Origin of the sequence: Yoonia sp. (assembly GCF_014859355.1) — a bacterium.
Classification (GTDB): domain Bacteria; phylum Pseudomonadota; class Alphaproteobacteria; order Rhodobacterales; family Rhodobacteraceae; genus Yoonia.
The window spans coordinates 24984-50310 of record NZ_JACUUJ010000010.1 but is presented as its reverse complement, the minus strand read 5'-3'; the positions used below and the strand labels follow the sequence as shown (position 1 = coordinate 50310).

Annotated in this window: 23 protein-coding genes; 16 read left to right on the top strand and 7 right to left on the bottom strand. The window is 56.6% G+C overall.

The window, feature by feature from the left end:
* Positions 1 to 33: 33 nt before the first annotated feature.
* Positions 34 to 861, bottom strand: a complete 828-nt coding sequence (locus tag IBX59_RS05730; RefSeq protein ID WP_296373327.1) for an SAM-dependent methyltransferase — start codon at positions 859 to 861, stop codon at positions 34 to 36.
* Positions 862 to 884: 23 nt separating this feature from the next.
* Here IBX59_RS05730 and IBX59_RS05725 point away from each other — a divergent pair, with 23 nt between their 5' ends.
* From IBX59_RS05725 to IBX59_RS05710, 4 genes are read left to right on the top strand one after another with little or no spacing between them, the layout of a single operon-like run.
* The gene (locus IBX59_RS05725; RefSeq protein WP_296373326.1) at positions 885 to 1607 is read left to right on the top strand and encodes a ComF family protein; all 723 of its coding nucleotides are present in this window, start codon (positions 885 to 887) and stop codon (positions 1605 to 1607) included.
* 34 nt (positions 1608 to 1641) lie between these two features.
* Positions 1642 to 1899 (top strand): glutaredoxin 3, encoded by a 258-nt coding sequence (grxC, locus tag IBX59_RS05720; RefSeq protein WP_296373325.1) that lies wholly within the window; start codon positions 1642 to 1644, stop codon positions 1897 to 1899.
* Positions 1896 to 2726: a carbon-nitrogen hydrolase family protein gene (locus tag IBX59_RS05715; RefSeq protein WP_296373324.1), complete on the top strand. Its 831-nt coding sequence runs from the start codon at positions 1896 to 1898 to the stop codon at positions 2724 to 2726. The genes grxC and IBX59_RS05715 overlap by 4 nt, the downstream gene beginning before the upstream one ends.
* On the top strand, positions 2726 to 3169 hold the full coding sequence (locus IBX59_RS05710) for a MarR family transcriptional regulator (protein ID WP_296373322.1): 444 nt from the start codon (positions 2726 to 2728) through the stop codon (positions 3167 to 3169). The genes IBX59_RS05715 and IBX59_RS05710 overlap by 1 nt, the downstream gene beginning before the upstream one ends.
* A gap of 3 nt (positions 3170 to 3172) precedes the next feature.
* Here IBX59_RS05710 and ubiG read toward each other — a convergent pair whose 3' ends face one another.
* A complete protein-coding gene (gene ubiG, locus IBX59_RS05705; protein ID WP_296373320.1) occupies positions 3173 to 3925 on the bottom strand; it encodes a bifunctional 2-polyprenyl-6-hydroxyphenol methylase/3-demethylubiquinol 3-O-methyltransferase UbiG in 753 nt (250 codons plus the stop codon).
* A 62-nt stretch (positions 3926 to 3987) separates the two neighbouring features.
* Between ubiG and pip the strand changes: the two genes are divergently transcribed.
* The 10 genes from pip (at position 3988) to infB (ending at position 16852) form a co-directional block, all read left to right on the top strand.
* Entirely contained in the window at positions 3988 to 4983 is a 996-nt protein-coding gene (gene pip / locus IBX59_RS05700) for a prolyl aminopeptidase (RefSeq protein ID WP_296373317.1), read from the top strand.
* 59 nt (positions 4984 to 5042) lie between these two features.
* Complete coding sequence (locus tag IBX59_RS05695; RefSeq protein WP_296373315.1) at positions 5043 to 6035, top strand: ABC transporter permease; 993 nt, start codon at positions 5043 to 5045, stop codon at positions 6033 to 6035.
* Positions 6032 to 7228 carry an ABC transporter permease gene (locus IBX59_RS05690; protein WP_296373313.1) on the top strand — a complete coding sequence of 399 codons (1197 nt, stop codon included), beginning with the start codon at positions 6032 to 6034 and terminating at the stop codon, positions 7226 to 7228. The genes IBX59_RS05695 and IBX59_RS05690 overlap by 4 nt, the downstream gene beginning before the upstream one ends.
* On the top strand, positions 7225 to 8871 hold the full coding sequence (locus IBX59_RS05685; protein WP_296373311.1) for an ABC transporter ATP-binding protein: 1647 nt from the start codon (positions 7225 to 7227) through the stop codon (positions 8869 to 8871). The genes IBX59_RS05690 and IBX59_RS05685 overlap by 4 nt, the downstream gene beginning before the upstream one ends.
* Positions 8872 to 8945: 74 nt before the next feature.
* The gene (locus tag IBX59_RS05680) at positions 8946 to 10487 is read left to right on the top strand and encodes an ABC transporter substrate-binding protein (RefSeq protein WP_296373309.1); all 1542 of its coding nucleotides are present in this window, start codon (positions 8946 to 8948) and stop codon (positions 10485 to 10487) included.
* A 200-nt stretch (positions 10488 to 10687) separates the two neighbouring features.
* Positions 10688 to 11362 (top strand): hypothetical protein, encoded by a 675-nt coding sequence (locus IBX59_RS05675; protein ID WP_296373307.1) that lies wholly within the window; start codon positions 10688 to 10690, stop codon positions 11360 to 11362.
* A 162-nt stretch (positions 11363 to 11524) separates the two neighbouring features.
* Positions 11525 to 12100, top strand: coding sequence for a ribosome maturation factor RimP (rimP, locus tag IBX59_RS05670; protein WP_296373305.1), 576 nt, complete (start codon positions 11525 to 11527; stop codon positions 12098 to 12100).
* A complete protein-coding gene (gene nusA / locus IBX59_RS05665; RefSeq protein ID WP_296373302.1) occupies positions 12100 to 13707 on the top strand; it encodes a transcription termination factor NusA in 1608 nt (535 codons plus the stop codon). The genes rimP and nusA overlap by 1 nt, the downstream gene beginning before the upstream one ends.
* Positions 13708 to 13730: 23 nt before the next feature.
* Entirely contained in the window at positions 13731 to 14363 is a 633-nt protein-coding gene (locus tag IBX59_RS05660; RefSeq protein ID WP_296373300.1) for an RNA-binding protein, read from the top strand.
* A complete protein-coding gene (gene infB / locus IBX59_RS05655; protein ID WP_296373299.1) occupies positions 14360 to 16852 on the top strand; it encodes a translation initiation factor IF-2 in 2493 nt (830 codons plus the stop codon). The genes IBX59_RS05660 and infB overlap by 4 nt, the downstream gene beginning before the upstream one ends.
* Positions 16853 to 16908: 56 nt before the next feature.
* Here infB and mutT read toward each other — a convergent pair whose 3' ends face one another.
* The 3 genes from mutT to IBX59_RS05640 are packed head-to-tail and all read right to left on the bottom strand — an operon-like array spanning position 16909 to position 19366.
* Positions 16909 to 17307, bottom strand: a complete 399-nt coding sequence (gene mutT / locus IBX59_RS05650; RefSeq protein ID WP_296373297.1) for an 8-oxo-dGTP diphosphatase MutT — start codon at positions 17305 to 17307, stop codon at positions 16909 to 16911.
* The gene (argJ, locus tag IBX59_RS05645; RefSeq protein WP_296373295.1) at positions 17304 to 18518 is read right to left on the bottom strand and encodes a bifunctional glutamate N-acetyltransferase/amino-acid acetyltransferase ArgJ; all 1215 of its coding nucleotides are present in this window, start codon (positions 18516 to 18518) and stop codon (positions 17304 to 17306) included. Before argJ ends, mutT begins: the two co-directional genes overlap by 4 nt.
* Before the next feature lie 5 nt (positions 18519 to 18523).
* Positions 18524 to 19366 (bottom strand): peptidylprolyl isomerase, encoded by an 843-nt coding sequence (locus IBX59_RS05640; RefSeq protein ID WP_296373294.1) that lies wholly within the window; start codon positions 19364 to 19366, stop codon positions 18524 to 18526.
* 184 nt (positions 19367 to 19550) lie between these two features.
* Between IBX59_RS05640 and secA the strand changes: the two genes are divergently transcribed.
* Together secA and IBX59_RS05630 are read left to right on the top strand one after the other, a co-directional pair.
* On the top strand, positions 19551 to 22253 hold the full coding sequence (secA, locus tag IBX59_RS05635) for a preprotein translocase subunit SecA (RefSeq protein WP_296373292.1): 2703 nt from the start codon (positions 19551 to 19553) through the stop codon (positions 22251 to 22253).
* Between the two features lie 103 nt (positions 22254 to 22356).
* Positions 22357 to 23346 carry a hypothetical protein gene (locus tag IBX59_RS05630; protein WP_296373289.1) on the top strand — a complete coding sequence of 330 codons (990 nt, stop codon included), beginning with the start codon at positions 22357 to 22359 and terminating at the stop codon, positions 23344 to 23346.
* Here IBX59_RS05630 and radC read toward each other — a convergent pair.
* Together radC and dnaJ are read right to left on the bottom strand one after the other, a co-directional pair.
* The gene (radC, locus tag IBX59_RS05625) at positions 23343 to 24101 is read right to left on the bottom strand and encodes a DNA repair protein RadC (RefSeq protein ID WP_296373287.1); all 759 of its coding nucleotides are present in this window, start codon (positions 24099 to 24101) and stop codon (positions 23343 to 23345) included. The genes IBX59_RS05630 and radC overlap by 4 nt on opposite strands.
* A gap of 41 nt (positions 24102 to 24142) precedes the next feature.
* The gene (dnaJ, locus tag IBX59_RS05620) at positions 24143 to 25285 is read right to left on the bottom strand and encodes a molecular chaperone DnaJ (RefSeq protein ID WP_296373285.1); all 1143 of its coding nucleotides are present in this window, start codon (positions 25283 to 25285) and stop codon (positions 24143 to 24145) included.
* Between the last annotated feature and the right edge of the window lie 42 nt (positions 25286 to 25327).

The following is a 25327-nucleotide window of genomic DNA, read 5'->3' as shown; positions in this document are numbered from 1 at the left end:
TTTTCAACCGAATTAAATGTAATACGCGCAAGATCAAGATTTGGACGTATTTAAAGGTGTCTCGACAGTGCCCAGCGCATCGGCAAGCCTGATTTTTGCACTGCCTGGTCGCAAAGGTTGCGGTTGTGTTTCCGATGGTGCCCAACCGGTTAGGGTGATGATGTCAAAGGTCGCATCGACGCGGCCAGCGTCATTGTGGAAATTGGCGGCATAGATCGACGAGGCTTCGGTGAGGATGTTGCGCCGCGTGATGTGACGTGGCCGCCCCACTAGCGCGTTGTTTTCGCCCATTTTTCGCAGATCATGCATCAGATGGAACGCATTTGCATAGCTGGCGGTCAGCGTTGTGCCATCAGCAACAGGCAACCCAAAACCCGCCCGCTGCAAAAGTGCGCCAAGGTCGCGGATTTCCCCCATGGGTGCAATCCGGGGCGAAAGGCCACCGGTGATCATCGCCTCGGCTTCGGCCAGCGACCGGCGCAATTCATGTAGGGTTTGCCCCCCCAGAAACATCGCGATCAACAAACCGTCAGGTTCCAGCGCATGGCGGCATTGCACCAACTGCCCCACTGGGTCATTTGCCCAGTGCAGCGCCATAGTGTGCAGGACCAGGTCATGCACACCCGGTCGCAGCGCCAGCGTGTCATCATCGTGCACCACCGTCGCATCGGGAAATTGGCCGCGCCAGAAATCAGGAAAACCCGTCACGATCGCGACTGATTTAAAGGTTCTGTTAACCTCATTGAGTCTTTCATGAACCTCAGCGGCGCTGGCTTCGTGCAAAAATAGTGATTCGGCCTGCGCACGGGCGCGGTTGCGCAGCAGCGCGGTGCGATCAACAAGTTGGGGCGATTGTGTCATGCCCCATCATTTAGGGTGCAAAGATGCGGTTGCAAAGCGTGATTCGCGCCATCTACCCCGCGCAATGTGTCGCGTGTGATGCGCAGACAGAGGCAGAGTTTGGACTTTGCGGGGCCTGTTGGCGCGAAACGCAGTTTATCGGCGGGACAGTGTGTGACAGATGTGGCGCACCTTTGCCGGGTGAGGACCAAGGCGAGGTGGTGCATTGCGATGATTGCATGACCATTGCGCGCCCGTGGTCGCAGGGCCGTGCCGTGCTGGTGTACGGCGGTATCGGGCGGCGGCTGGTGTTGGCGCTAAAACATGGTGATAGAACGGACCTTGCCCGGCCAGCCGCCCTGTGGATGGCACGCGCGGCGCGACCGCTGTTGCGGGATGACACTGTTTTGGTGCCAGTGCCGTTGCATTGGCAGCGATTGACGCGCCGCCGTTATAATCAGGCGGCGCTTTTGGCGCAGGCGTTGGGGCGTGTGCTGGATAAACCCGTCTGCGTCGATGCGCTGTTGCGACCCAGAAAGACCAAACCGTTGGAAGGGCACACACGCGATGCACGCTTTGCCGCGTTAGCCGGTGCCATCGTGCCGCACCCTAAACGGAAGCGAGCGGTCAGCGGTAGATCGGTGTTGCTTGTGGATGATGTCATGACCACCGGGGCCACATTGGCGGCCTGCACCGAAGCGCTTTGCGCAGATGGTGCAACAGATGTCTCTGTCATTGCACTGGCACGGGTCGTCAAAGATACCTAAGTATAGCGCAACGTGCATTTTTAGGGGTCCACCAATGAGCATGATTGAAATTTACACAAAGCCGACCTGTGGGTTTTGCCATATGGCCAAACGATTGTTGACGGCCAAGGGCGTCAGTTTTACCGAGGTAAATATCAGCGCCCAACCTGAACGTCGGGGCGAGATGATCCAGCGCGCAGGGGGCCGTAGCACGGTGCCGCAGATATTTATCAACGGCAAACACGTCGGTGGTTGCGACCAGTTGTTGGGGCTGGACCGCCAAGGCAAGCTGGACGCCATGCTGACAGCATGAAAGCGGCGTTGCTACAACTGAACGCCAGCGATGATCCGGCGGCAAACCTTCCGGTCACTCTTGATCTGGTCGCGCAGGCGGCAGGGCTGGGCGCGCAGTTTGTGCTGACACCCGAAGTTACCAATTGCGTGTCGCAAAACAGGGCGCAGCAAAGCGCGGTTTTGCAGCATGAAGACGCTGATATCACGCTTGCAGGGCTGCGCAGAGCAGCGATCCTGCATGGTGTGTGGTTGTCCATCGGGTCGCTTGCGCTTAAAACCGATGACCCGGACGGGCGGTTTGCAAACCGATCGTTTCTGATTGACCCGGCGGGGCAAATCGTTGCCCGTTATGACAAAATACATATGTTCGATGTCACAGTGTCTGAAACCGAAAGATATCGCGAATCTGCGGGCTATCGCGCCGGCACACGGGCGGTTGTCGCTGATGCATCCTTTGCCATGCTTGGCCTAAGCATTTGTTACGATTTGCGCTTTGCTTATCTGTATCGCGCCTTGGCGCAGTCGGGGGCAGAAATGCTTTTGATCCCTTCAGCCTTTTCGCCTGTGACAGGGGCCGCCCATTGGGAATCTTTGCTGCGTGCGCGGGCCATTGAAACAGGGTGTTATGTGCTGGCTGCTGCCCAAACCGGCGAACACGCAACCACAAAAGGCAAACCGCGCCGAACCTATGGGCATTCCATGGCGATTTCACCCTGGGGAGATGTCTTGGTGGATATGGGCACTGATCCGGGGGTCGCTGTGGTTGATCTTGACCTGAAACAGGTGGCAGAAAGCCGCAAACGTATCGCGGCGCTGGCACATGACCGCCCATTCGAAGGCCCTTGATGCCTGATTCGTCGAACCATCTTGTTGTGACACTGTTCAGTGAAATACTGGCAGTAGATCAGCTTGCCCGTGCCAGTATGGCGCGCGTATTGCCCAGGGGGATGGAACTGTCGCATTTTTCTGTGTTGAACCACTTGGCCCATACCGGTTCGGAACGGTCGCCCGCGCAGTTGGCCAAGACATTTCATGTCACGCGCGGGGCCATGACAAATACGTTGCATAAACTTGAATGGGCTGGCTGGGTGCATATCCGCCCTGACTGGGATGATGCCCGTCGCAAGATGGTGGCAATCAGCCCCTCTGGTCAATCCGCGCGCGATGCAGCCCTTGCTGCCATCGCGCCCGTGATCGCCGATGTTGTGGCAAAGGTGGGTGAAGACAAGGTGCGCATCGCATTACCTGTCTTACGTGAAATGCGCCTGAAACTGAGCCAGCTTGATTGATTTTCAGGCCGCTGGCTTGGTCGCCGCCGTGACATAGTTGACGGACAGATCCCGGTCGGAAATCGACCATGTGAACCGCGCAAAGTTGAACACATACCCCTTGCGATCTACCGGCGTCAGCCGTGCCTTGGTTAGCAGGTCAAACAATTCGTCAGGGGTGATGAACTTGTTCCATTCATGCGTGCCTTTGGGCAGCCAGCGCATGACCCATTCTGCGCCCACAATCGCCATCGCAAAGGATTTTGGGTTGCGGTTGATCGTTGAACACAAGTGCAACCCGCCGGGTTTCAGCAACTGCTGGCAGGCCGTCAAATAGCCAAGCGGGTCGGCAACATGTTCCACCACTTCCATATTCAGTACGATGTCAAACTGTTCGCCTGCCGCGGCCAATGCTTCGGCCGTGGTGTGGCGATAGTCGATATCCAGCCCGGATTGTTCGGCATGGACCTGTGCGACGGGGATATTGCGTTCGGCCGCATCGGCCCCCACCACCGTGGCCCCCAAGCGCGCCATCGGTTCACACAGCAGCCCGCCGCCGCATCCTATATCAAGGATACGCAGCCCTTTGAACGGTTCCGGCTGGGACACATCGCGCCCGAATTCGGCGGCGATCTGGTTGGTAATGTAATCCAGCCGGACCGGGTTCATCATGTGCAACGGCTTGAACTTGCCGTTGGGGTCCCACCACTCGGCAGCCATCGCTTCGAATTTCGAAATCTCGGATGGATCGACGGTGTTGGTGGCGGTCGCGGACATTTGTTGGCTCCGGTTGCTGCTGTATTATGGTCAGTCGTTTCAAGACGCGATATAGAGTGAGTATGGACAAAGTCGTAGGACAAAAGCGCCCAGGCGCGCATCTTTATCAACCGATTGATCCGTTTGATCAGCGGATGCTGGATGTGGGCGACGGGCACCGCATCTACGTTGAACAATGCGGCAACCCTAATGGAATCCCTGTCGTGGTGCTGCACGGCGGCCCCGGTGGTGGATGCAGCCCGGCGATGCGGCGCTATTTCAACCCGCATGTTTACCGGATTATCCTGTTCGATCAGCGCGGCTGTGGCCGGTCACGCCCCCATGCAAGTGTTGTGGCGAATACCACGTGGCATCTGGTGGCCGATATCGAACTGATCCGCGCAACACTGGGCATTGACCGCTGGATCGTCTTTGGCGGCAGTTGGGGCGCAACGCTGGCGCTGATTTATGCGCAGGCACATCCTGATCGGGCGGCGGCGCTGACCCTACGGGGTGTATTTTTGATGACGCAGCCGGAACTGGCTTGGTTCTATGGCGGCGGTGCGGGCAAATTCTGGCCTGATCTGTGGCAGAAATTCGCAGAACTTATCCCGTCGGATGAACAAGATGATTTCATCGGGGCCTATCATCGGCGGCTGTTTTCAGGGGATATTCCGCTGGAAACACGTTATGCCCGCGCTTGGGCGTCATGGGAAAATGCGTTGGCATCCATCGACAGTGACGGCATGACAGGCGAAAGCCCTGCGGATTATGCGCGCGCCTTCGCCCGGCTGGAAAACCACTATTTCCACAATGGCGGCTTTCTGACCGAGGATCAGCAGATCCTGCATCCTGCGCAGATGGCAAAGCTTGCAAATATTCCCGGCGTGATCGTGCAGGGCCGCTATGACATGATATGCCCGCCTGTTTCGGCACACACATTGGCGCAGATGTGGCCCAAGGCGCGGCTGACCATGATTGGCCGCGCAGGGCATGCGTTGTCAGAACCGGGCATCAGCGCCGAACTGGTTCATACAATGGATGCGATCGGGTCCCAAAGGGGCGTACTTGGGCTTTAGGCTTTACAGTTGCGGCTCTGTGGCTAATCTACTGGCCAAAGAACAGGGAAAATATTGTTTTGGGCAGTGTCCTGAAAATTATATTGCAGCGCCTTGCATTGGGCATTTTGACATTGCTGATCGTATCGGTGGTGATTTTTGGGGCTGTGAACCTCTTGCCTGGGGATTTTGCGGAATCTATCCTGGGCCAGGGCGCCACGCCCGAGGCTGTGGCATCCATCCGTCGTGATCTGGGTCTTGATCAGCCGTTGATCACCCGTTATTTCGACTGGTTGGGTGGTGTCGTGCAAGGCGATCTGGGCACCAGTTTCGCGCAGGCCAATTTCGCCAGTTTTACCGGCACCACATCAGGGGCAACGACCGTTGCCGCACAGATCGCACCACGTTTCGCAAACACCATGTTCCTTGCTGCGGTGACAGCAGTCATTGCCGTGCCTTTTGCCATTATCCTTGGTGTTCTGGCCGCGCTTTACCGCAATTCGGTGTTCGACCGTGCGGCAAATATTTTTACGCTGACGTCGATTTCCAGCCCCGAGTTTTTCCTTGCTTATATCCTGATCCTGTTTCTGGCAGTGCTGAACCCGATCTTTCCGTCGCTGTCGAACATTTATTCAGGCATGGCCTTTAGCGAGCGGTTGGAGAAATCCATGCTGCCCGCGTTGGTGCTGACGCTGGTGGTCACGGCGCATATGATGCGGATGACCCGTGCCGCGATCATCAATCTCTTGGCGTCACCTTATATTGAAATGGCGCGTCTCAAGGGGCTGTCGCCGATGCGGGTAATTGTGCGCCATGCGCTGCCAAATGCGCTGGCCCCGATCATCAATGTCATTGCGATAAACCTTGCCTATCTGATCACCGGCGTTGTCGTGGTCGAGGTGGTGTTTGTTTATCCCGGCATCGGGCAGTTGTTCGTCGATAGCGTGAAAATCCGCGATATTCCCGTCGTGCAGGCCTGCTGCCTGATCTTTGCCGCAGCCTATATCCTGCTGAACCTGACGGCGGATATCATGTCGATCCTGTCCAATCCGCGCATGAGGCATCCGAAATGATCTGGTTTGCCGTTGGTCTGATTGTGATTGCCGCCGTGGCGTGGGGGTTCCGATTTGCGGGGCAGGCCGCAACGCGGCAGGCGCCCTATTTCCGCGATATGCCTTTTGGCGTGGCGTATGGGTATATCTTGGCGGTTGTCGCGCTGGTCTGGCTGGTTTGGGCTTATGTGCAGGGGCACAGTGCCGATCCGCTGGTGGCGAACAAGTTCTTTTTCCTGCGCATCGCCGTCGAAGGGTTCATTATCTGCGCCACCGTCGCCTGGCTGTTCCGACTGGCTGGCCGCAGCATCGGCACAGCGTGGAGCCGCAAGATGTTCCGCGCCATGCCGCTGACGGCTGCCTTCGGTATTCTGATGATCCTGATCTACGCCTTCGTTGCGATCTTTGCGCCATGGCTGGCCCCTTACGGGCAGGAACAGATTATTCCGGGCGTTGCCGCGAATATCGTGCCGGGGGGTGATCCGGCGCTGGGCGGTGATCCGGCGTTTCCATTCGGCACCGACCAGATCGGGCGCGATATCCTGTCACGTCTAATCTATGGCGCGCAGAACACCGTTGGCATTGCCTTTGCCACGACGTTGCTTGCGTTTTTCCTTGGTGGCACGTTCGGGTTTCTGGCCGCAACGCTGGGTGGCTGGCTGGATCAGGTGCTATCGCGTGCGGTGGATGTGCTGATGGCGATCCCGTCGTTGATTTTCGCGTTGCTGCTGATGACGATTGCCAGCGTCTGGGCGCCGCGCGTGGGCATTCCGCTGACGGTTTTCATGGTGCTGATCATCGCGGTGATCGACAGCACCCGCGTGTTCCGACTGGCCCGCGCTGTGGGTCAGAATATCGTGGTCATGGACTATATCGAGGCGGCCAAGCTGCGCGGTGAGGGGATGGGTTATCTGGTGTTCAAGGAAATCCTGCCCAATGCGACGGCCCCACTGCTGGCTGAATTTGGCCTGCGGTTTTGTTTTGTGTTCCTGACCATCGCGGCGCTGTCATTCCTTGGTGTCGGTATCCAGCCGCCGCTGGCCGATTGGGGCACGATGGTGCGTGATCTGGGCAGTTTTGTGAATTACGCCCAATTCGCCCCACTGGCGGCCACAGCCCCCCTGCTGGCGGCGGGGGCCATTGCAATGCTGACCGTGGCGGTGAATTTCGTGGTGGACTGGATGTTGCAACGATCATCGGGGCTGAAAGAATGACCGAAACGCTGTTGAAAATGCGCGGTGTCAAACTGGAAGGCCGCAGTGACGAGGTGTGGACACCAATCATCAACGGCGTCGATCTGACCCTTGCCAAAGGCGAGGTGCTGGGTCTGATCGGTGAATCCGGCGCGGGCAAATCAACGCTGGGGCTGGCGGCGATGGGTTATACCCGCGACGGGGTGCGCATCAGCGGCGGTTCGGTGGAATTTGACGGGATTGATCTGTTGACGGCTTCTGCCGCAGTCAAACGCGGCCTGTTGGGCAAGCGTATCGCCTATGTGGCGCAATCAGCAGCGGCCAGTTTCAACCCCGCGCATAAACTGATCGACCAGCACGTCGAAGGCCCGGTGCAGCATCATGTGATGTCCCGCGCCGAAAGCATGGCGGACGGGATCGAACTTTATGCCAAGCTGCGCTTGCCTGACCCTGAAAGCATTGGCTTTCGTTACCCCCATCAAGTGTCGGGCGGGCAGTTGCAGCGGGCCATGACCGCAATGGCGATGTCGTGTCGGCCTGATCTGATTATCTTTGATGAACCGACAACCGCGCTGGATGTGACCACCCAGATCGAGGTGTTGGCCGCGATTCGTGATATTGTTGAACAGTTCAACACGGCGGCGATTTATATCACGCATGATCTGGCGGTCGTGGCGCAGATGGCCGACAGGATCAAAGTGCTGTTGCGCGGGGATGAAGTTGAAACCGCCGACACGCGCACCATGCTTGCGGCCCCGACGCAGGAATATACCAAATCACTGTGGGCGGTGCGCAGTTTTCAGCGGCCTGTGAAACCGTCCGTGTCCACAGGGGCTGTGCCGGTTGTCAGTTTGCAAAAAGTGGATGCCGCCTATGGCAAAGTGCCGGTGCTGCATGACATCAGTTTTGATATGCACGAAGGGCGCACAGTGGCCGTGGTGGGCGAAAGCGGGTCGGGCAAATCGACCGCCGCGCGCTGTATCACAGGGCTGTTGCCGCCCAGTGACGGGCAGATCTTGCTGGATGGACAGGTGCTGCCGCCTGATTATCGCAAGCGCAGCAAGGACCAGTTGCGGCAGGTGCAGATGATTTATCAGATGGCCGACACCGCGCTGAACCCGCGCATGTCGATCGGTCAGATCATCGCGCGGCCAGTGCATTTTTACCTTGGCTTGACCGGTTCGGCGAAACGCAAGCGCGTGCACCAACTTTTGGAACAGATCGAACTGGAACCGTCGGAATATTACAACCGCCTGCCGTCCGAATTGTCGGGGGGGCAGAAACAGCGGATCGGAATCGCCCGCGCGCTGGCGGCTGAACCGAAATTCATCATCTGCGATGAGGTCACATCGGCGCTGGATCAGCTTGTCGCCGAAGGCATCTTGCGGCTTTTGGCCAAATTGCAGGACGACTTGAAACTGACATACATGTTCATCACACATGATCTGGCCACGGTGCGCGCCATCGCGGACGAGGTGGTTGTGATGAAAGACGGACATGTGGTGGAACAGGGCCCCAAGGATACCATGTTCAAACCACCGCATGACCCCTATACTGAGCTTCTGTTGTCGTCGGTGCCTGAGATGGACCCTGATTGGCTGACCAATCTGCTGGCCGAACGCGGAGTTGATAACATCGGCGATGCCGCGCTTGATAAGATGTAGTACGAATCATCTGCCCTTTGGGCAGCAAACAGGCCGAAAAGGCCCTGATAAGATCGAAATGGGAGAGTAATAAAATGAGTGGACTAAGTAGACGCGGACTGCTGAAAACCGGTGTTGCGGCTGGTGTTCTGGGGCTTTCAGGTATGCCACTGCGTGCGCAAACCCGTGGTGGCAAGTTTACCGCCGGTCTGTCCGGTGCCAACACATCTGACAGCTGGGATGGCCGCACGCATTCAGATGTATTCATGATTGCTGCAGCACTTGGCGGTGTCTTTGATGCGCTGACAGAAGTGGCCGCTGATGGATCGCTACAAGGTGAACTGGCCGAAAGCTGGGAAGCCAGCGCCGATGCCAAAACCTGGACATTCAACCTGCGTCAAGGCGTGACATTCCATAATGGCAAGGCATTTGGTGCCGACGATGTGATCGAATCGCTGCAATTGCACGTGGCCGAAGGTTCGAAATCAGCCGCACAGCCGCTGGTTGCCGCCATCACCGAGATGAAAAAGATCACCGAACATCAGGTGCAGTTCACGCTGGAGGCCGGCAACGCCGATTTCCCCTATCTGATGTCGGATTATCACCTGTTGATGTATCCTGCGGGTCAGATCGAAGAAGCGATTGCCAAAGGGATCGGCACGGGTCTGTATGAGGCCGTGGCCTTTGACCCGGGCGTGCGTTTTGTCGGTCGCCGAGTGGCCAGCCACTATAAAGGCGACAGCGCCGGCTTCTTTGAAGAGGTGGAACTGATCGCCATCAACGACAACACCGCGCGGATGAACGCGCTGATGACCGGTCAGGTCGATGCAATCAACCGGATTGATTTCAAGGCCGAAGCATTGCTGCGCGCAAACCCCCGTGTCAGGCTGCAAGAGGTGACGGGCAACCAGCATTATACCTTCCCGATGCTGACGCAAACCGCACCTTTTGATGATGTCAACGTGCGCCGCGCACTGAAATACGGGATCAACCGTCAGGAAATGGTGGATAAGATCCTGTTGGGTCACGGCAAGGTCGGCAACGACAGCCCGATTGGCCCCGCCAACCAGTATTATAACGCGGATATGGAACAGTTGGCCTATGATCCTGACAAGGCAAAGTTCTATTTGCAGCAGGCCGGTATGGACAGCATCAATATAGACCTGTCCGCATCTAACGCGGCGTTTGAAGGCGCGGTTGACGCCGCTCAGCTTTATCAGGCGGCAGCGGCCCCTTCGGGCATCAATATCAATGTCGTGCAGGAACCTGCCGATGGCTATTGGTCGAACGTCTGGCTGAAAAAACCGTTCTGCGCATCCTACTGGACGGGTCGCGCGACCGAAGACTGGATGTTCTCATCTGCTTACGAGGCTGGCGTGCCGTGGAACGACAGCCAGTGGGATAATGCCCGCTTTCAGGAATTGCTGTATGCGGCCCGCGCTGAACTGGATAGCGACAAGCGCCGCGAACAGTATTACGAAATGCAGCAAATTCTGCGTGACGATGGCGGCGTAATTATCCCGATGTTCGCCAACTTTGTGCAGGCCGTCGGCAGCCGGATCGCAACGCCAGATGTGATCGGGAACACGGCCCAGATGGACAACAACCGCATGTTGGAACGCTGGTCCCTTGCTTAATGCGCATAAATTTGCCAACCGGACGCCCCGCTGAATTGCGGGGCGTTTTGTGTTTTTTAGCTAAGCTTTTGTTAATAAAAGAATAAAATGCTTTTTCCTGGCATTGCCACATTTCTGACAATAACGATTTGTTCAGCGTTAGTTCATCGTAAAGGGAATACCCAAAGCCAGTGTGGGAATGAACCAAAGGAGGATTCGTCATGGATCTTTTCAAAAAATCAATCGCCGGAACAAGCATTCTTGCCTTGGCGCTGTCTGTGGCAACTGTCTCTTTCGTTTCAGTTTCACCAAGCGAAGCTTTTGCTGCCCCCGGCGGTAACGGCAAAAGCAAAGGCAAAAGTAGTTCGAGCCGGGACAAGAGCAAAAGCGCCAAATCCCGGAGCGATAGCGCAAAAGCGCGCGGCGGCAGTGACCGCGGTAAGGTTGCAAGTGAACTCAAGGGTTTGAACGCGGCGCATGCCAACCAGAAGGCGCTGGAAAATGCATCGTCAAACAGCATGCCGGGCAAGCTTTATGTTTATCAGCAAGCACAGCAGGAATATGCTCAACTTGCTGCATTGGAAACCGCTGCTGGCGATCAATATTTAAGTTTGTTGGCGCTGACCGACGAAGAAAGGGCAGAACAATACCCTGCTCCAATCCCGGAAGAACTGCCGGTGGTTGAAGGCGAAGAAGAGCCAATCGCTGAAACGCCAGCCTATGACGAAGACGCTTTTAATGCTGCTGTCTTGGCCGCATTTGCTGATTATGAAAAGGCGCAGGCAGATGCCCTGGAAGCAGAAACAGCGCTGCAAGCCAGCCTTGATGTGTTGACCAATGGCGACGATCTGTCAGACGCCGCCATGGCAGAATTGAACCGACTTCTAGGTCTTTGATGGCCTGATGAAAACGGGGCGAGCGGTTGAACCCGCTTGCCCCTTGCAGTTTCTGGTGACACTGCGTATATAACAATCAACAGCGGCGCCTTGGCTTCCACCACCATGGCCCACCGGGAAATATCAACGGGCCGCGCGCCCGTTTTTTTATGCGTGAGAGATATGAACGACCTGATCGCGAAAGCGGCGATTGATCGCCGGATAGCCGAAATTATCACCCCAGTTGTCGAAGACATGGGGTTTGAAGTGGTGCGTGTCCGGCTGATGTCGGGCAAGGACACGATATTGCAGATCATGGTGCAAAAGCCGGATGGCACGATTGAAGTTGATGATTGCGGCCATGTTTCGACAGCGCTAAGCGCGGTTCTGGATGTCGAAAATCCTATTTTGGACGAATATAACCTTGAAGTGTCCAGCCCTGGCATTGACCGTCCGCTGACGCGCCTCAAGGATTTTGAACAGTGGAACGGGTTCGAGGCCAAGATCGAAACGGACATGTTGGTCGACGGCCGCCGCCGGTTCAAAGGTCAGTTGGCTGGGGTCGACGGCGATGAAGTGCTGATTACCATCGAAGAAGGCACAATTGGTCTGAAATTTGACTGGCTGTCAGATGCCAAGCTGGTTCTGACCGACGAATTGATCCGCGATGTGTTGCGCGGTCGCAAGAATGCGGGCCAGATTGACGAAGCCCAATTTGACGAAATTGAAACCATCATTGATGGCGAGGAGAACTCCTGATGGCATATACATCCGCAAACCAGCTGGAACTGTTGCAAACAGCCGAAGCGGTCGCCCGCGAAAAGAATATCGAACCGCGTCTGGTTGTCGAGGCGATGGAAGAATCGCTCGCCCGTGCGGCCAAGTCGCGCTATGGTGCGGAAATGGACATTCGCGTGTCCATCGACCGTAAGACCGGTAAGGCAACGTTCACCCGCGTCCGCACCGTGGTCGCCGATGATGAGCTTGAAAATTATCAGGCAGAGATGACGGTCGAACAGGCCCAGCAGTATATGGAAAACCCCGAGATCGGCCAGCAGCTGATCGAAGAGGTCCCACCCGTCGAACTGGGCCGGATCGCCGCGCAATCGGCCAAGCAGGTGATCTTGCAAAAGGTCCGCGAAGCAGAACGAGACAAGCAATACGAAGAATTCAAGGATCGTGTTGGCACGATCATCAACGCGTTGGTCAAGCGCGAAGAATACGGCAACGTCATTGTTGACGTGGGTTCCGGTGAAGCCGTGCTGCGCCGCAACGAAAAGATTGGCCGCGAGGCCTACCGCCCCAACGACCGGATTCGTTGCTATATCAAGGAAGTGCGCCGCGAACAGCGCGGCCCGCAGATTTTCCTGTCGCGCACAGCGCCCGAATTTATGGCCGAACTGTTCAAGATGGAAGTGCCCGAAATCTATGAAGGCATCATCGAAATCAAGGCGGTCGCCCGTGACCCCGGTTCGCGCGCCAAGATTGCCGTTATTTCCTACGACAGCTCGATCGACCCGGTCGGTGCCTGCGTGGGTATGCGCGGTAGTCGTGTGCAGGCTGTTGTGAACGAATTGCAGGGCGAAAAAATTGACATCATTCCATGGAACGAAGACATGCCGACGTTCCTTGTGAATGCGTTGCAACCCGCCGAAGTGTCCAAGGTGGTTCTGGACGAAGAGGCAGGCAAGATCGAAGTGGTCGTGCCAGAGGAACAGTTGAGCCTTGCGATTGGTCGCCGTGGCCAGAACGTGCGTCTGGCGTCGCAACTGACCGGCCTTGATATCGACATCATGACCGAGGAAGAAGAATCCAAGCGTCGTCAGGCCGAATTTGAACTGCGTACGAAATTGTTCATGGATACCCTTGATCTGGATGAATTCTTTGCCCAACTTCTGGTTTCCGAAGGCTTCACCAGCCTGGAAGAGGTCGCCTATGTCGAGCAGGATGAACTCCTCGTCATCGAAGGTGTTGATGCAGATACGGCCGGTGAATTGCAGGCACGCGCCCGGGATTATCTGGAAGAACAGAACAAGAAGGCGATGGAAGCAGCCCGTGCCTTGGGTGTCGAAGACAGCCTGATCGGCTTTGATGGCCTGACCCCGCAAATGCTCGAGGCGCTGGGCAGGGATGGCGTGAAAACGCTGGAAGATTTCGCCACCTGCGCTGACTGGGAACTTGCCGGCGGCTGGACGACGGTGAACGGTGAACGCGTCAAGGACGATGGGGTGTTGGAACCTTTTGAAGTGTCGTTGGAAGAAGCACAAAACATGGTTATGACGGCCCGCGTCATGCTGGGCTGGGTTGACCCGGCTGAGCTTGAAGCGGATGCCACAGACGATGAAGCAGAGGAGTCGGAGGCCTGATCGCAGGTCTTCGGTTGTCAGATATGGCGCGAGGTGGCCACAACAAGGAACGTGATGATGCAGAACGCAAATGCATCGTCACAGGCGAAGTCCAGCCAAAGGCCGGGCTGATCCGCTTTGTCGTGGGGCCAGATCATCAGGTTGTTCCGGATGTCTTGGTCAAGCTGCCCGGTCGCGGGATGTATGTCACCGCTGACCGTGCCGCACTGGATGCCGCACGAAAGGGCCAGTTTTCGCGCAGCGCGAAACAGCCTTTAACGGTGCCTGACGGGCTCGCTGACGAGGTGGAACGCCAGCTGGCCCGCCGTGTCGTTGACCTGATCGCGCTGGCCCGCAAGGCTGGTCTTGCGGTCTGCGGGTTTGAGAAGGTAAAAGGATGGCTTGCCGGCGGTGCGCGGGTTCGTGTGCTGGTTCAGGCCTCTGACGGGTCGGAACGGGGCAAGACAAAATTATGGACGCCCGAAGGCGCCAGATACTTTGGCTGCTTGACAGCAGCAGAATTGGGTTTGGCATTTGGGCGGCAAAGTGTGATACATGGCGCGCTTGCGGCTGGTGGACTCAGTGATCGTGTTGTAGAGGAAGCCACAAAGCTACGCGGATTGCGCGAAGGGAACGGTGGCGAGTTAGCCTCCGGGAAGGATAAAGAAGCTAGATGAGCGATAACGACGGCAAAAAAACACTCGGCCTTGGTGGCTCGCGCCCGAGCAATGTAAAGCAAAGCTTTAGCCACGGGCGGACCAAGAACGTCGTGGTAGAGACCAAGCGCAAGCGCGTTGTGGTTCCCAAACCGGGTGCTGCAAAGCCTGAATCGGGCACTGGGCGCGCATCGCCATTGGGCGGCGATCCGTCCAAGCGTCCTGCGGGCATTTCGGATGCCGAACTTGAACGGCGCATGAAAGCGTTGGCAATGGCCCGCGCGCGTGAGGCTGACGAAGCTGCCAAGCGTGAAGCCGAAGAAAAAGCCCGCACCGCCGAGCGAGAGGCGCGTCGCGCCGAGATGGAAGCAAAAGAAGCGGAAGAACGCGAACGCGAAGAACGCGCCAAAGCCAAAGCCGCGGAAGAAGAACGCAAGCGCGAAAAAGCCGCGCGCGCCAAGGCTGTCGAAGACGAACCGATCGCCGTACAGGTTGATGCGCCCGGCGAAACGGCCGTTTCGCGCCCGTCGTCTGCCCCGCGCAAGACCGACCGGATTGCGGAACCGCGTGACAAGGCCGCCAAGGCAAAACCGGGTCGCGTTGATGATGTACGCCGGTCAGGCAAGCTGACATTGAACGAGGCATTGACCGGTCGCGAAGGTGGCCGCCAACGGTCGATGGCTGCGATGAAACGCAAACAAGACCGCGCCCGCGCCAAGGCAATGGGTGGTCAGGTCGAGCGTGAAAAGGTCGTGCGCGACGTGCAGTTGCCCGAGGCGATTACCGTTTCGGAACTGGCAAACCGGATGGCCGAGCGTGTCGCGGATGTTGTCAAATCGTTGATGAAAAACGGCATTATGGCAACGCAAAACCAGACGATTGACGCCGATACAGCTGAACTGATCATCGAAGAATTTGGCCATAAGGTTGTTCGCGTGTCGGATGCCGACGTTGAAGACGTGATTGCTCAGATCGCGGACAAGCCAGCAGATTTGGTCAACCGGCCTCCAATCATCACGATCATGGGCCACGTTGACCATGGTAAAACATCTTTGCTGGATGCGATCCGCAATGCAAAGGTTGTTGCCGGCGAAGCGGGCGGGATTACCCAGCATATCGGTGCCTATCAGGTGAAAACCGACAGCGGCGCGATGCTGACCTTTCTTGATACCCCTGGCCACGCTGCGTTTACATCCATGCGGTCTCGTGGTGCGCAGGTGACAGATATTGTTGTGCTGGTTGTGGCCGCAGACGATGCGGTGATGCCGCAGACGATTGAAGCGATCAACCACGCCAAGGCGGCCAAGGTGCCGATGATCGTGGCGATCAACAAGATCGACAAGCCTGCCGCAAACCCTGACAAGGTGCGCACTGACCTGCTGATGCACGAAGTTGTCGTGGAAAAGATGTCTGGTGATGTGCAGGATGTCGAAGTGTCTGCCATGACGGGGCAAGGGCTGGATAATCTGTTGGAAGCCATCGCGCTTCAGGCGGAAATTCTGGAACTGAAGGCAAACCCGGATCGTGCGGCCCAAGGTGCCGTGATCGAGGCACAGCTTGATGTAGGCCGCGGGCCTGTGGCGACGGTGCTGATCCAGAACGGCACGCTGCATCAGGGTGATATCTTTGTTGTGGGTGAACAATACGGTAAGGTGCGTGCGCTGATCAATGACAAGGGCGAACGTGTCAAGGAAGCCGGCCCTGCCGTTCCTGTCGAAGTGTTGGGCCTGCATGGCACACCCGAGGCTGGCGACGTTCTCAACGTGGTTGAAACCGAAGCGCAGGCGCGTGAAATCGCTGAATACCGTGAAAAGGCTGCGAAAGAAAAACGCGCAGCTGCTGGCGCGGCGACAACGCTTGAACAACTGATGGCCAATGCCAAGGAAAACGAAAACGTCAGCGAATTGCCTATCGTGGTCAAGGCCGATGTGCAGGGTTCCGCCGAGGCGATTGTCCAGGCGATGGAAAAGATCGGCAATGAAGAAGTGCGCGTGCGCGTGCTGCATTCGGGTGTCGGGGCTATCACGGAATCGGATATCGGCCTTGCCGAAGCCTCTGGCGCGCCGGTCTTTGGTTTTAACGTGCGTGCCAATGCACCGGCACGTCAGACGGCGAACCAGAAGGGTGTGGAAATCCGTTATTATTCGGTGATTTACGACCTTGTTGACGATGTGAAAAAAGCTGCCTCTGGTCTGTTGTCTGCCGAAATTCGTGAGAAATTCATCGGTTACGCCAACATCAAAGAGGTGTTCAAGGTTTCCAATGTTGGTAAGGTTGCAGGTTGTTTGGTGACAGAAGGTGTGGCGCGTCGGTCTGCCGGTGTGCGTTTGCTGCGCGACAACGTGGTCATCCACGAAGGCACCCTGAAAACGCTCAAGCGGTTCAAGGACGAAGTTGCCGAAGTGCAATCCGGTCAGGAATGCGGCATGGCGTTTGAAAATTACGACGATGTTCGGCCTGGTGATGTGATCGAAATTTTCGAGCGCGAAGAGGTTGAGCGCAACCTGTAACGCAGGGACCGCAACAGGCAAAATTAAAGGGCGGTCCTGCTGGGCCGCCCTATTTTTTATAGCCAGTCCCGCAGGATCGGGATCAGCGGCACATCCGCTGCAGGCATCGGATAGTCGCGCAACTGATCAACTCGGACCCATTTCAGCGCCTGATTTTCCCGCGATTGCGGCACACCTTGCCATTTGCGGCAGGCGAACAGCGGCATCAGCAGATGGAAATCATCATAGGAATGGCTGGCAAAGGTCAGCGGCGCAAGACAGGACGCCCAAGTGTCGATGCCCAGTTCCTCTTGTAATTCACGGATCAGCGCGGCTTCGGGCGTTTCACCCGGTTCGATCTTGCCGCCTGGAAATTCCCACAAACCTGCCATGGATTTGCCTGTCGGGCGTTGCGCCAGCAACACCCGCCCGTCAGGATCAATCAGCGCAACCGCCGCGACCAAAACCGTTTTCATGACCGGTAATCAGCGTTGATGTCGATATAGCCATGCGTCAAATCGCAGGTCCACACCGTGCTATGGCCATTGCCTAACCTCAGATCGACCCCGATCGTCAATTCGGGGTTTTTCATATAGGCGCTTGCCGCGTCTTCGGAATAATCCGGCGCGCGCCAGCCGTTTTCAGCCACGGTAATGTCGCCGAACCGGATCGACAGACGGTCGCGGTCTGCCGCTGCACCCGATTTGCCCACGGCCATTACCACACGGCCCCAGTTCGCGTCCTGTCCGGCAATCGCGGTTTTGACCAGCGGCGAATTGGCAATCGCCATGGCGACCTTGCGTGCATCGGAATCATCTGTTGCACCGATGACATCGACAGTCACGAACTTGGTCGCACCTTCGCCATCGCGCACGACCTGATGGGCAAGGTCCAGCATGACGCCATGCAGCGCCTGCGTAAAATGGGCGTTGCCGGTTACATCAACCCCCGATGCCCCCGTCGCCCCCATGATCAGCGTGTCCGAGGTCGAAGTGTCGCTGTCTACCGTGATGCAGTTGAATGTCTGGTCGTTGATCCCCGATACTAAGGCTTGCAATCCCGCTTGCCCGATCACCGCATCGGTAAAGATATAAACCAACATGGTCGCCATATCTGGCGCGATCATGCCAGAGCCTTTGGCGATGCCTGCAATTTTAACCTGTTTACCCGCCACATTGACCGTGGCGCTGGCGCCTTTGGGAAAGGTGTCGGTCGTCATGATCGCGCGGGCGGCATCGCTGATGTTGGCGGCATCCTGATGTGCGGCCAGATCGGCCAGTTTCGCGGTAATCCTGTCATAGGGCAGCGGTTCACCGATCACCCCGGTTGATGCGGTAAACACCCGCGCCTGTGCCACCCCGGTTGCCTGTTCCACCGCGCTGGTCAGCGCTGCGACAGCTTCGACCCCGTTGCGCCCTGTAAAGGCGTTTGAATTTCCAGAGTTGACCAAAATGGCAGCAGGGCCTGACGGATCACCGCCGATTTTGGCCTGACAATCCAGCACTGGGGCTGACCGTGTGGCAGAGCGTGTAAACACCCCTGCCACCGCACTGCCGGGTGCAAGGATCGCCAGCATCACGTCGGTGCGCCCCTGATAGCGGACACCGGCCGCTGCTGCGGCAAATGTCACACCATCAATTACAGGCAGGTCAGGAAAGGCCGCAGGGGCAAGGGGGGAAATGGCCATGGTCATCAATCCAGCAGATCAAGGTTGTTGATGGTTTCGGGGTCAAAATCGCCTTCCGCAGGGGTGACGATCTCTTGTCCGGCAGCTAGTTCATCCAGACGGGCTGTCACGGCGGCTTCTTGCAATTCTGCGGTCAGGTCGCGGCGCAGATCGTCAAGGCTGGGGCGCGCTTGCACACGCATTTCGTTCAGCGTGGCCACGTGCCAACCAAACTGTGTCTGGAATGGTGCGGTCACTTCACCCACGTTCAGCGCCATGATCGCATTCTCAAATTCCGGCACCATCGCGCCCGCACTGAACCAACCCAGATTACCACCGTTTGGCCCGGTCGGGCCTGTTGACACATCGCGCGCCACATCGGCAAACTCTGCACCATCGTCGATGCGCGCCTTGGCGGCGATTGCCTCTTGTTCGGTTTCGACAAGCAGGTGCGAGGCGTTGAATTCGGTCATGTCTTCGGCATCTGCAAAGCGGGCGTCATAGGCGGCTTGCAGTGCGTCTTCGGTCACGGCGGTCTGCGTGATTGCGCTGATGACTTCACCCGCCAGCATCGCGCGGCGTTCGTTTTGCAGGGATAATTCGATCCGGTTCGGGACCGTTTCCAGCGCATCGGCCAAAAGCTGCTGCTGGATCAACTGATCAATAATGCCATCAAACAGCACGCTGCTGGGAAATTGTGCGTATTGCTGTGGCAGTTGTGCGCGGGCGATAATGACCTGACCCATGGTGATTTCAGTTTCACCCACGCGGGCCACAACGGTGTCTGCGGTCACGTCTTGGGCCGTTGCACTGGTGGCCAGTGCCAATGACAGGGCGGCAGACCCCAAAAATGTAACATGTTTCAGCATAAAACGATCCCTTGATTGGCCACGCGGGTGCGTGGCGTTGACACTGCATACCCTGCCCCTTACATCCATTTCAGGCCTTCGAGGGGGCTGGCCCCGGCCCTTTGTAGGTGGCCTGCGATGGGCCTACAAGCAACCTCCTCTCAAATAGATGTCAGACAGGCGCAGATGCGCCGCCGGAGAAAATATGCTGGGTATCGGAACCATTGCCAAAAAGGTGTTTGGCACACGGAACGACCGCAAAGTAAAAGCAGTGCGTCCTTTGGTTGACAAGATCAATGCGCTGGAACCTGAATTCGCCGCGCTGTCGGATCAGGGCATAAAGGACAAGACGCTGGAACTGGCTGAACGGGCGAAAAAAGGCGAAAGCCTTGATGCCCTGTTACCAGAGGCGTTCGCCAACTGCCGAGAGGCGGCAAAGCGGTCGCTTGGCTTGCGGGCCTTTGATACGCAATTGAAAGGCGGCATTTTTCTGCATCAAGGCAATATTTCCGAAATGAAGACCGGTGAGGGCAAGACGCTTGTTGCCACTTTCCCCGCCTATCTGAACGCCTTGACAGGCAAGGGCGTGCATATTGTCACGGTGAACGATTATCTGGCCCGCCGCGACGCCGAATGGATGAGCAAGGTTTACAGCGCCTTGGGTATGACCACTGGCGTTGTCGTGCCGCAGCAGCCCGAGGAAGAGAAAAAAGCCGCCTATGCCTGCGACGTGACCTATGCCACGAACAACGAACTGGGCTTTGATTACCTGCGCGACAACATGAAATCCGAGCTGACCCAGATGTATCAGCACCACCACAACTTTGCGATCGTGGATGAGGTGGACAGCATCCTGATCGACGAGGCGCGCACGCCGCTGATCATTTCCGGCCCGGCGCAGGACCGTAGCGAAATGTATGCCGCCATCGACAAAGTGATCCCTGACGTGAAGGACGAATACTTTACGCTGGATGAAAAGACCCGTCAGGTCACGTTCAATGATGAAGGCAATGACTTTTTGGAACAGCGGCTGACCGAACTGGGCCAACTGCCCGAAGGCCAGACGCTGTACGACCCCGAAAGCGCGACGCTGGTGCATCACGTCAACCAGGCCTTGCGCGCGCATAAACTGTTTACCCGCGACAAGGATTATATCGTCCGCGACGGTGAAGTCGTTTTGATCGACGAATTTACAGGCCGCATGATGACCGGCCGTCGGCTGTCAGACGGGCTGCATCAGGCGATCGAAGCCAAGGAAGGCGTTGGGATCAAACCGGAAAACGTCACCTTGGCATCGGTCACGTTCCAGAACTATTTCCGGCTCTATGATAAGCTGGCTGGGATGACCGGCACGGCATTGACCGAAGCTGATGAATTTATGGAAATTTATGGCCTCGGCGTTGTCGAGGTGCCAACAAACCGGCCCATTGCGCGGGTTGATGAACACGATCAGGTTTATCGCACCGCACGCGAGAAATTCGACGGCATTGTGGCCGAAATCAAAGTTGCCCATGCCAAGGGGCAGCCGATTCTGGTTGGCACGACATCCATCGAAAAATCTGAATTTCTGGCGCAGCTGCTGCAAAAAGAGGGCATGAAATTCAACGTGCTGAACGCACGCCAGCACGAACAGGAAGCGCAGATCATCGCTGACGCTGGTAAGCTGGGTGCTGTGACGATTGCAACCAACATGGCTGGGCGCGGCACTGATATCCAGTTGGGTGGTAACGTAGAAATGCGCGTAATGCAGGCTATGGCAGACGACGCCAACGCAGATCCCGAAGCCTTGCGCACCCGGATTGAAGCCGAAGTTGCCGATGAAAAGGAAAAGGTCAAAGCCGCAGGCGGCCTGTTCGTACTGGCGACCGAACGGCATGAAAGCCGCCGGATCGACAACCAGTTGCGCGGGCGTTCCGGCCGACAAGGCGACCCGGGTCGGTCAGCATTTTTTCTGTCACTGGAAGACGATTTGATGCGGATTTTCGGGTCGGAACGGCTTGATAAGGTGCTGTCAGGGCTTGGCATGAAAGAAGGCGAAGCAATTGTGCATCCTTGGGTGAACAAATCCCTGGAACGCGCACAGGCCAAAGTCGAGGCGCGCAACTTTGACATCCGCAAGCAGTTACTGAAATTCGACGACGTAATGAACGACCAGCGCAAAGTGATCTTTTCCCAGCGCCGTGAAATCATGGAAGCCGACGACCTGTCCGAGATAGTTGAAGACATGCGCCATCAAGTCATTGATGATCTGGTCGCCACACATATCCCGCACAAAAGTTATGCCGATCAATGGGATGCCGAGGGGCTTGCCATTGCGGTGCGCGAAAATCTGGGAATCGAACTTCCCGTCATCTCATGGGCTGATGAAGAAGGCGTTGATGAAAACGATATCCGTGAACGGATCGAGAAAGAAACCGATGCCTTCATGGAGGAAAAAACCAAAGCGCTAGGCAGTGAAACTATGCGCAGCGTTGAAAAACAGCTTTTGCTGCAAACGATAGACGCAAAGTGGCGCGAACATCTGCTGACGTTGGAACATCTGCGGTCTGTCGTCGGGTTTCGCGGCTATGCGCAGCGCGATCCGCTGAACGAATATAAAACCGAGGGATTTCAACTGTTTGAACGCCTTTTGGATGGCCTGCGGACTGACGTGACCAAAAAGCTGGCGCAGATCCGGCCCATGTCAGCCGAAGAACAGGAAAGAATCATCGCGCAATTGCGTGAACAGCAGCGTATCGCGCAGGCACAATCGGTGGCAGCGGCGGTTCCTGCCGCAGCAGCGACAGGGCAACCGCTTGAAGGGTTCGATGAAACCAATCCCGCAACATGGGGTAACCCCGGTCGAAACGACATATGCCCATGCGGATCTGGACAGAAGTTCAAACATTGTCACGGGCGTCTTGCCTAAAATCTGACATGATCCCGACATAGCAAGATCATCCTGCGGCCTTTGTCTGGTCACGTTAAGACGTGATCATCATGCAGGATTAAATCATGCAAGAATGGCGGCCATGCCTGAAAAAACGACCTTAAAGACTGTTTTGGCAACGGTTGCTGTCGTTGTCGCTTTTGTCGTTTCGCTGCAATTTGCGCGGTCTGGTATGGCAGGCACCAGAGAAATAAATATCGATTATACAACGACTGTGACCAGCACGATGGTGGTAAGCAGCGCCAAAAATGATTCTGTTTTTGGTGTGCCGGATGTTGCAACAGCGCCACCCGATTACTGGAAGAACGTCCAGAAAGTTACAGCGATCGATGCAACCTATCGTGAACAGGCTGTGCCACTTATGGGGGTTGTTCAGGCGATGCCATCCGGTAATTGTGCTATAACGCTGACCGGATCAACGACCAATGCAGCCATGGTCAACCTTGATTTGTCAGCAGAATGCCAGCGTAATGCGTATTTTGTGTTGCGTCATCAGGGGCTTGTTTTTTCCGCTAAAACGGATGCTGCGGGACGGGCAACCTTGCTGGTTCCTGCTCTGGCAGCCGATGCGCAGTTTTCAGTTTCATTCCAAAATCTGGAAGTTGCCAGCCTGATAGTAAAGGTGCCGGAGGCGATTTTATATGACCGTGCAGTTCTGCAATGGCAGGGCGATAACATTTTGCAACTGCATGCACTGGAATTTGGCGCGAAAGTGGGTGACCCCGGGCATATCTGGTCTGCCACAACATCTGCGGCGGAACGGATCATGGGGGGCGAACATGGATATATCACGCGGCTTGGCACGGCCGATGCAGATGTTCCATATATTGCTGAAATTTACACTTTTCCATCCGGGTTGATGAACCGGGTTGATGAGATTTCGTTGAATGTTGGAATATTCGTCAGGCCGGATAACTGTGGGCGCAAGGTGAACGCAACGGCGATCCAGATAGTGAATGGCCGGCAGGAAATGTCGCATGATTTGCGAATCCCGGTGCCAAGCTGTGCTGCGCAAGGGCGGACTCTGTTGATGCCTCACATGTTTCAGGAAGTGAAACTGGCGGCGCGCTAGGCAAACAGGCCTTCTGCCCGAAAGCTGATTTCGCAAGATTTTCCGATGATGAGATGGTCATGAACGGTGATGTTCAACGCCTGCGCAGCCAGTGTAATTTGCTGCGTCATCGCAATATCCATGTCAGACGGCGTTGGATCGCCAGAAGGGTGATTGTGGACAAGGATGAGAGACGCCGCATTCAGTTCCAACGCGCGCTTTACAACTTCTCTTGGGTAGACGGGCACATGGTCCAGCGTGCCTTTGCCTTGTTCTTCGTCAGCGATCAGCACGTTCTTAGTATCCAGATACAGCACTCGGAACTGTTCGGTGTCGCGGTGGGCCATGACCGTATGACAGTAATCCAGCAAGGCAGCCCAACTGGACACGACATGCCGCTGCATCACCTTTGCTCGTGCCAGCCGATGTGCTGCGGCCTCGACAATCTTGATTTCTAGCGCGACAGCATCGCCAACCCCCTTGATGCGCATGAGCTGTGCCAAGGGAGCAGAAAGGACACGATTGAAATCACCAAAAGTATCAATCAGGTCTCGCACCAGCGGTTTGACGTCTTGGCGGGGGATGGCACGAAACAGGACCAGTTCCAGCAATTCATAATCTGGCACAGCGTTGGCACCGCCCGCCATGAACCGTTCGCGCAATCGCTTGCGGTGATCACGCATATACGATGGCGTGCGCCCATCAGGCAACGCCAAAACCGTGGTGACGTCGTCAACATCAGAAAAAAGGGACCGGTTTTCGGCAAAGCTTGTCATGGACTCACTTTGCACAAAAACCAGTTAAAAGCTGGTTAACTTCAGCTTTTCATTGAATCCCAAAAGTTCTTCACTGATTTGAAAAAGCTGCTGCCGGCAGGATTGTTGTCTTCGCTCAGGCTGTCGAATTCACGCAAAATTTCGCGCTGGCGTGCGGTCAGTTTGACTGGCGTTTCAACAACGAGCTCGATGAACATATCCCCCGCGCCGCCGCCGCGCAGGGCGGGCATGCCCTTGCTACGCAGACGCATTTGTCGGCCTGATTGCGACCCTTCGGGCACTTTTACCCGACTGCGCCCACCGTCAATTGTCGGCACCTCGATTTCGCCACCCAGAGCCGCTGTTGCGATGGATACGGGCACGCGGCAGAACAGATTTGTGCCATCGCGTTCGAACAATGCATGATCGCGCACTTCGATAAAGATATACAGATCACCCGCAGGTCCGCCGCGCATCCCGGCCTCGCCTTCGCCCGCAAGGCGGATGCGTGTTCCGGTTTCAACGCCGGCAGGGATGTTGACGGAAAGCGATTTTTCCTTTTCCACACGACCTGTGCCATGGCAGCTTTGGCAGGGGTTCTTGATGGTCTGGCCTGCACCGGAACAGGTGGGACAAGTGCGTTCGACGGTAAAGAAACCTTGCTGCGCTCGTACCTTGCCCATGCCAGCACAGGTGGGGCAGGTCTGCGGTTCTGACCCACCTTCAGCCCCGGTTCCGTTGCAGGCACCACAGCTGACGGCGGTTGGCACTGTGATGGTTTTTTGCAGGCCAGAATAGGCATCTTCAAGGTTGATGCGCAGATTGTAACGCAGATCGTTTCCGCGCTGTGCGCTACCACGCCGCGCGCCGCCGCGCCCGCCCATGAAATCCCCGAACAAATCGTCAAAGACATCGGAAAAGGCACTGGCAAAATCGCCATGCCCACCACCACGCGGCCCACCGCCGCCGCCCATACCGTTTTCAAACGCAGCATGCCCGTAACGGTCGTAAGCTGCCTTTTTATCGGCATCCTTCAAAACCTCGTAGGCTTCGTTGGCTTCCTTGAACTGAGCTTCGGCTTTGGGATTGTCGGAATTGCGGTCCGGGTGCAGCTCTTTCGCCTTTTGACGATAGGCTTTCTTGATCTCGGCAGCGTCCGCCCCTTTGGCGATGCCCAGTACGTCGTAATAGTCACGTTTTGCCATGTTGTCTTTTCCCCTTGGGAACGGAAAAGACCGACCCGTGCT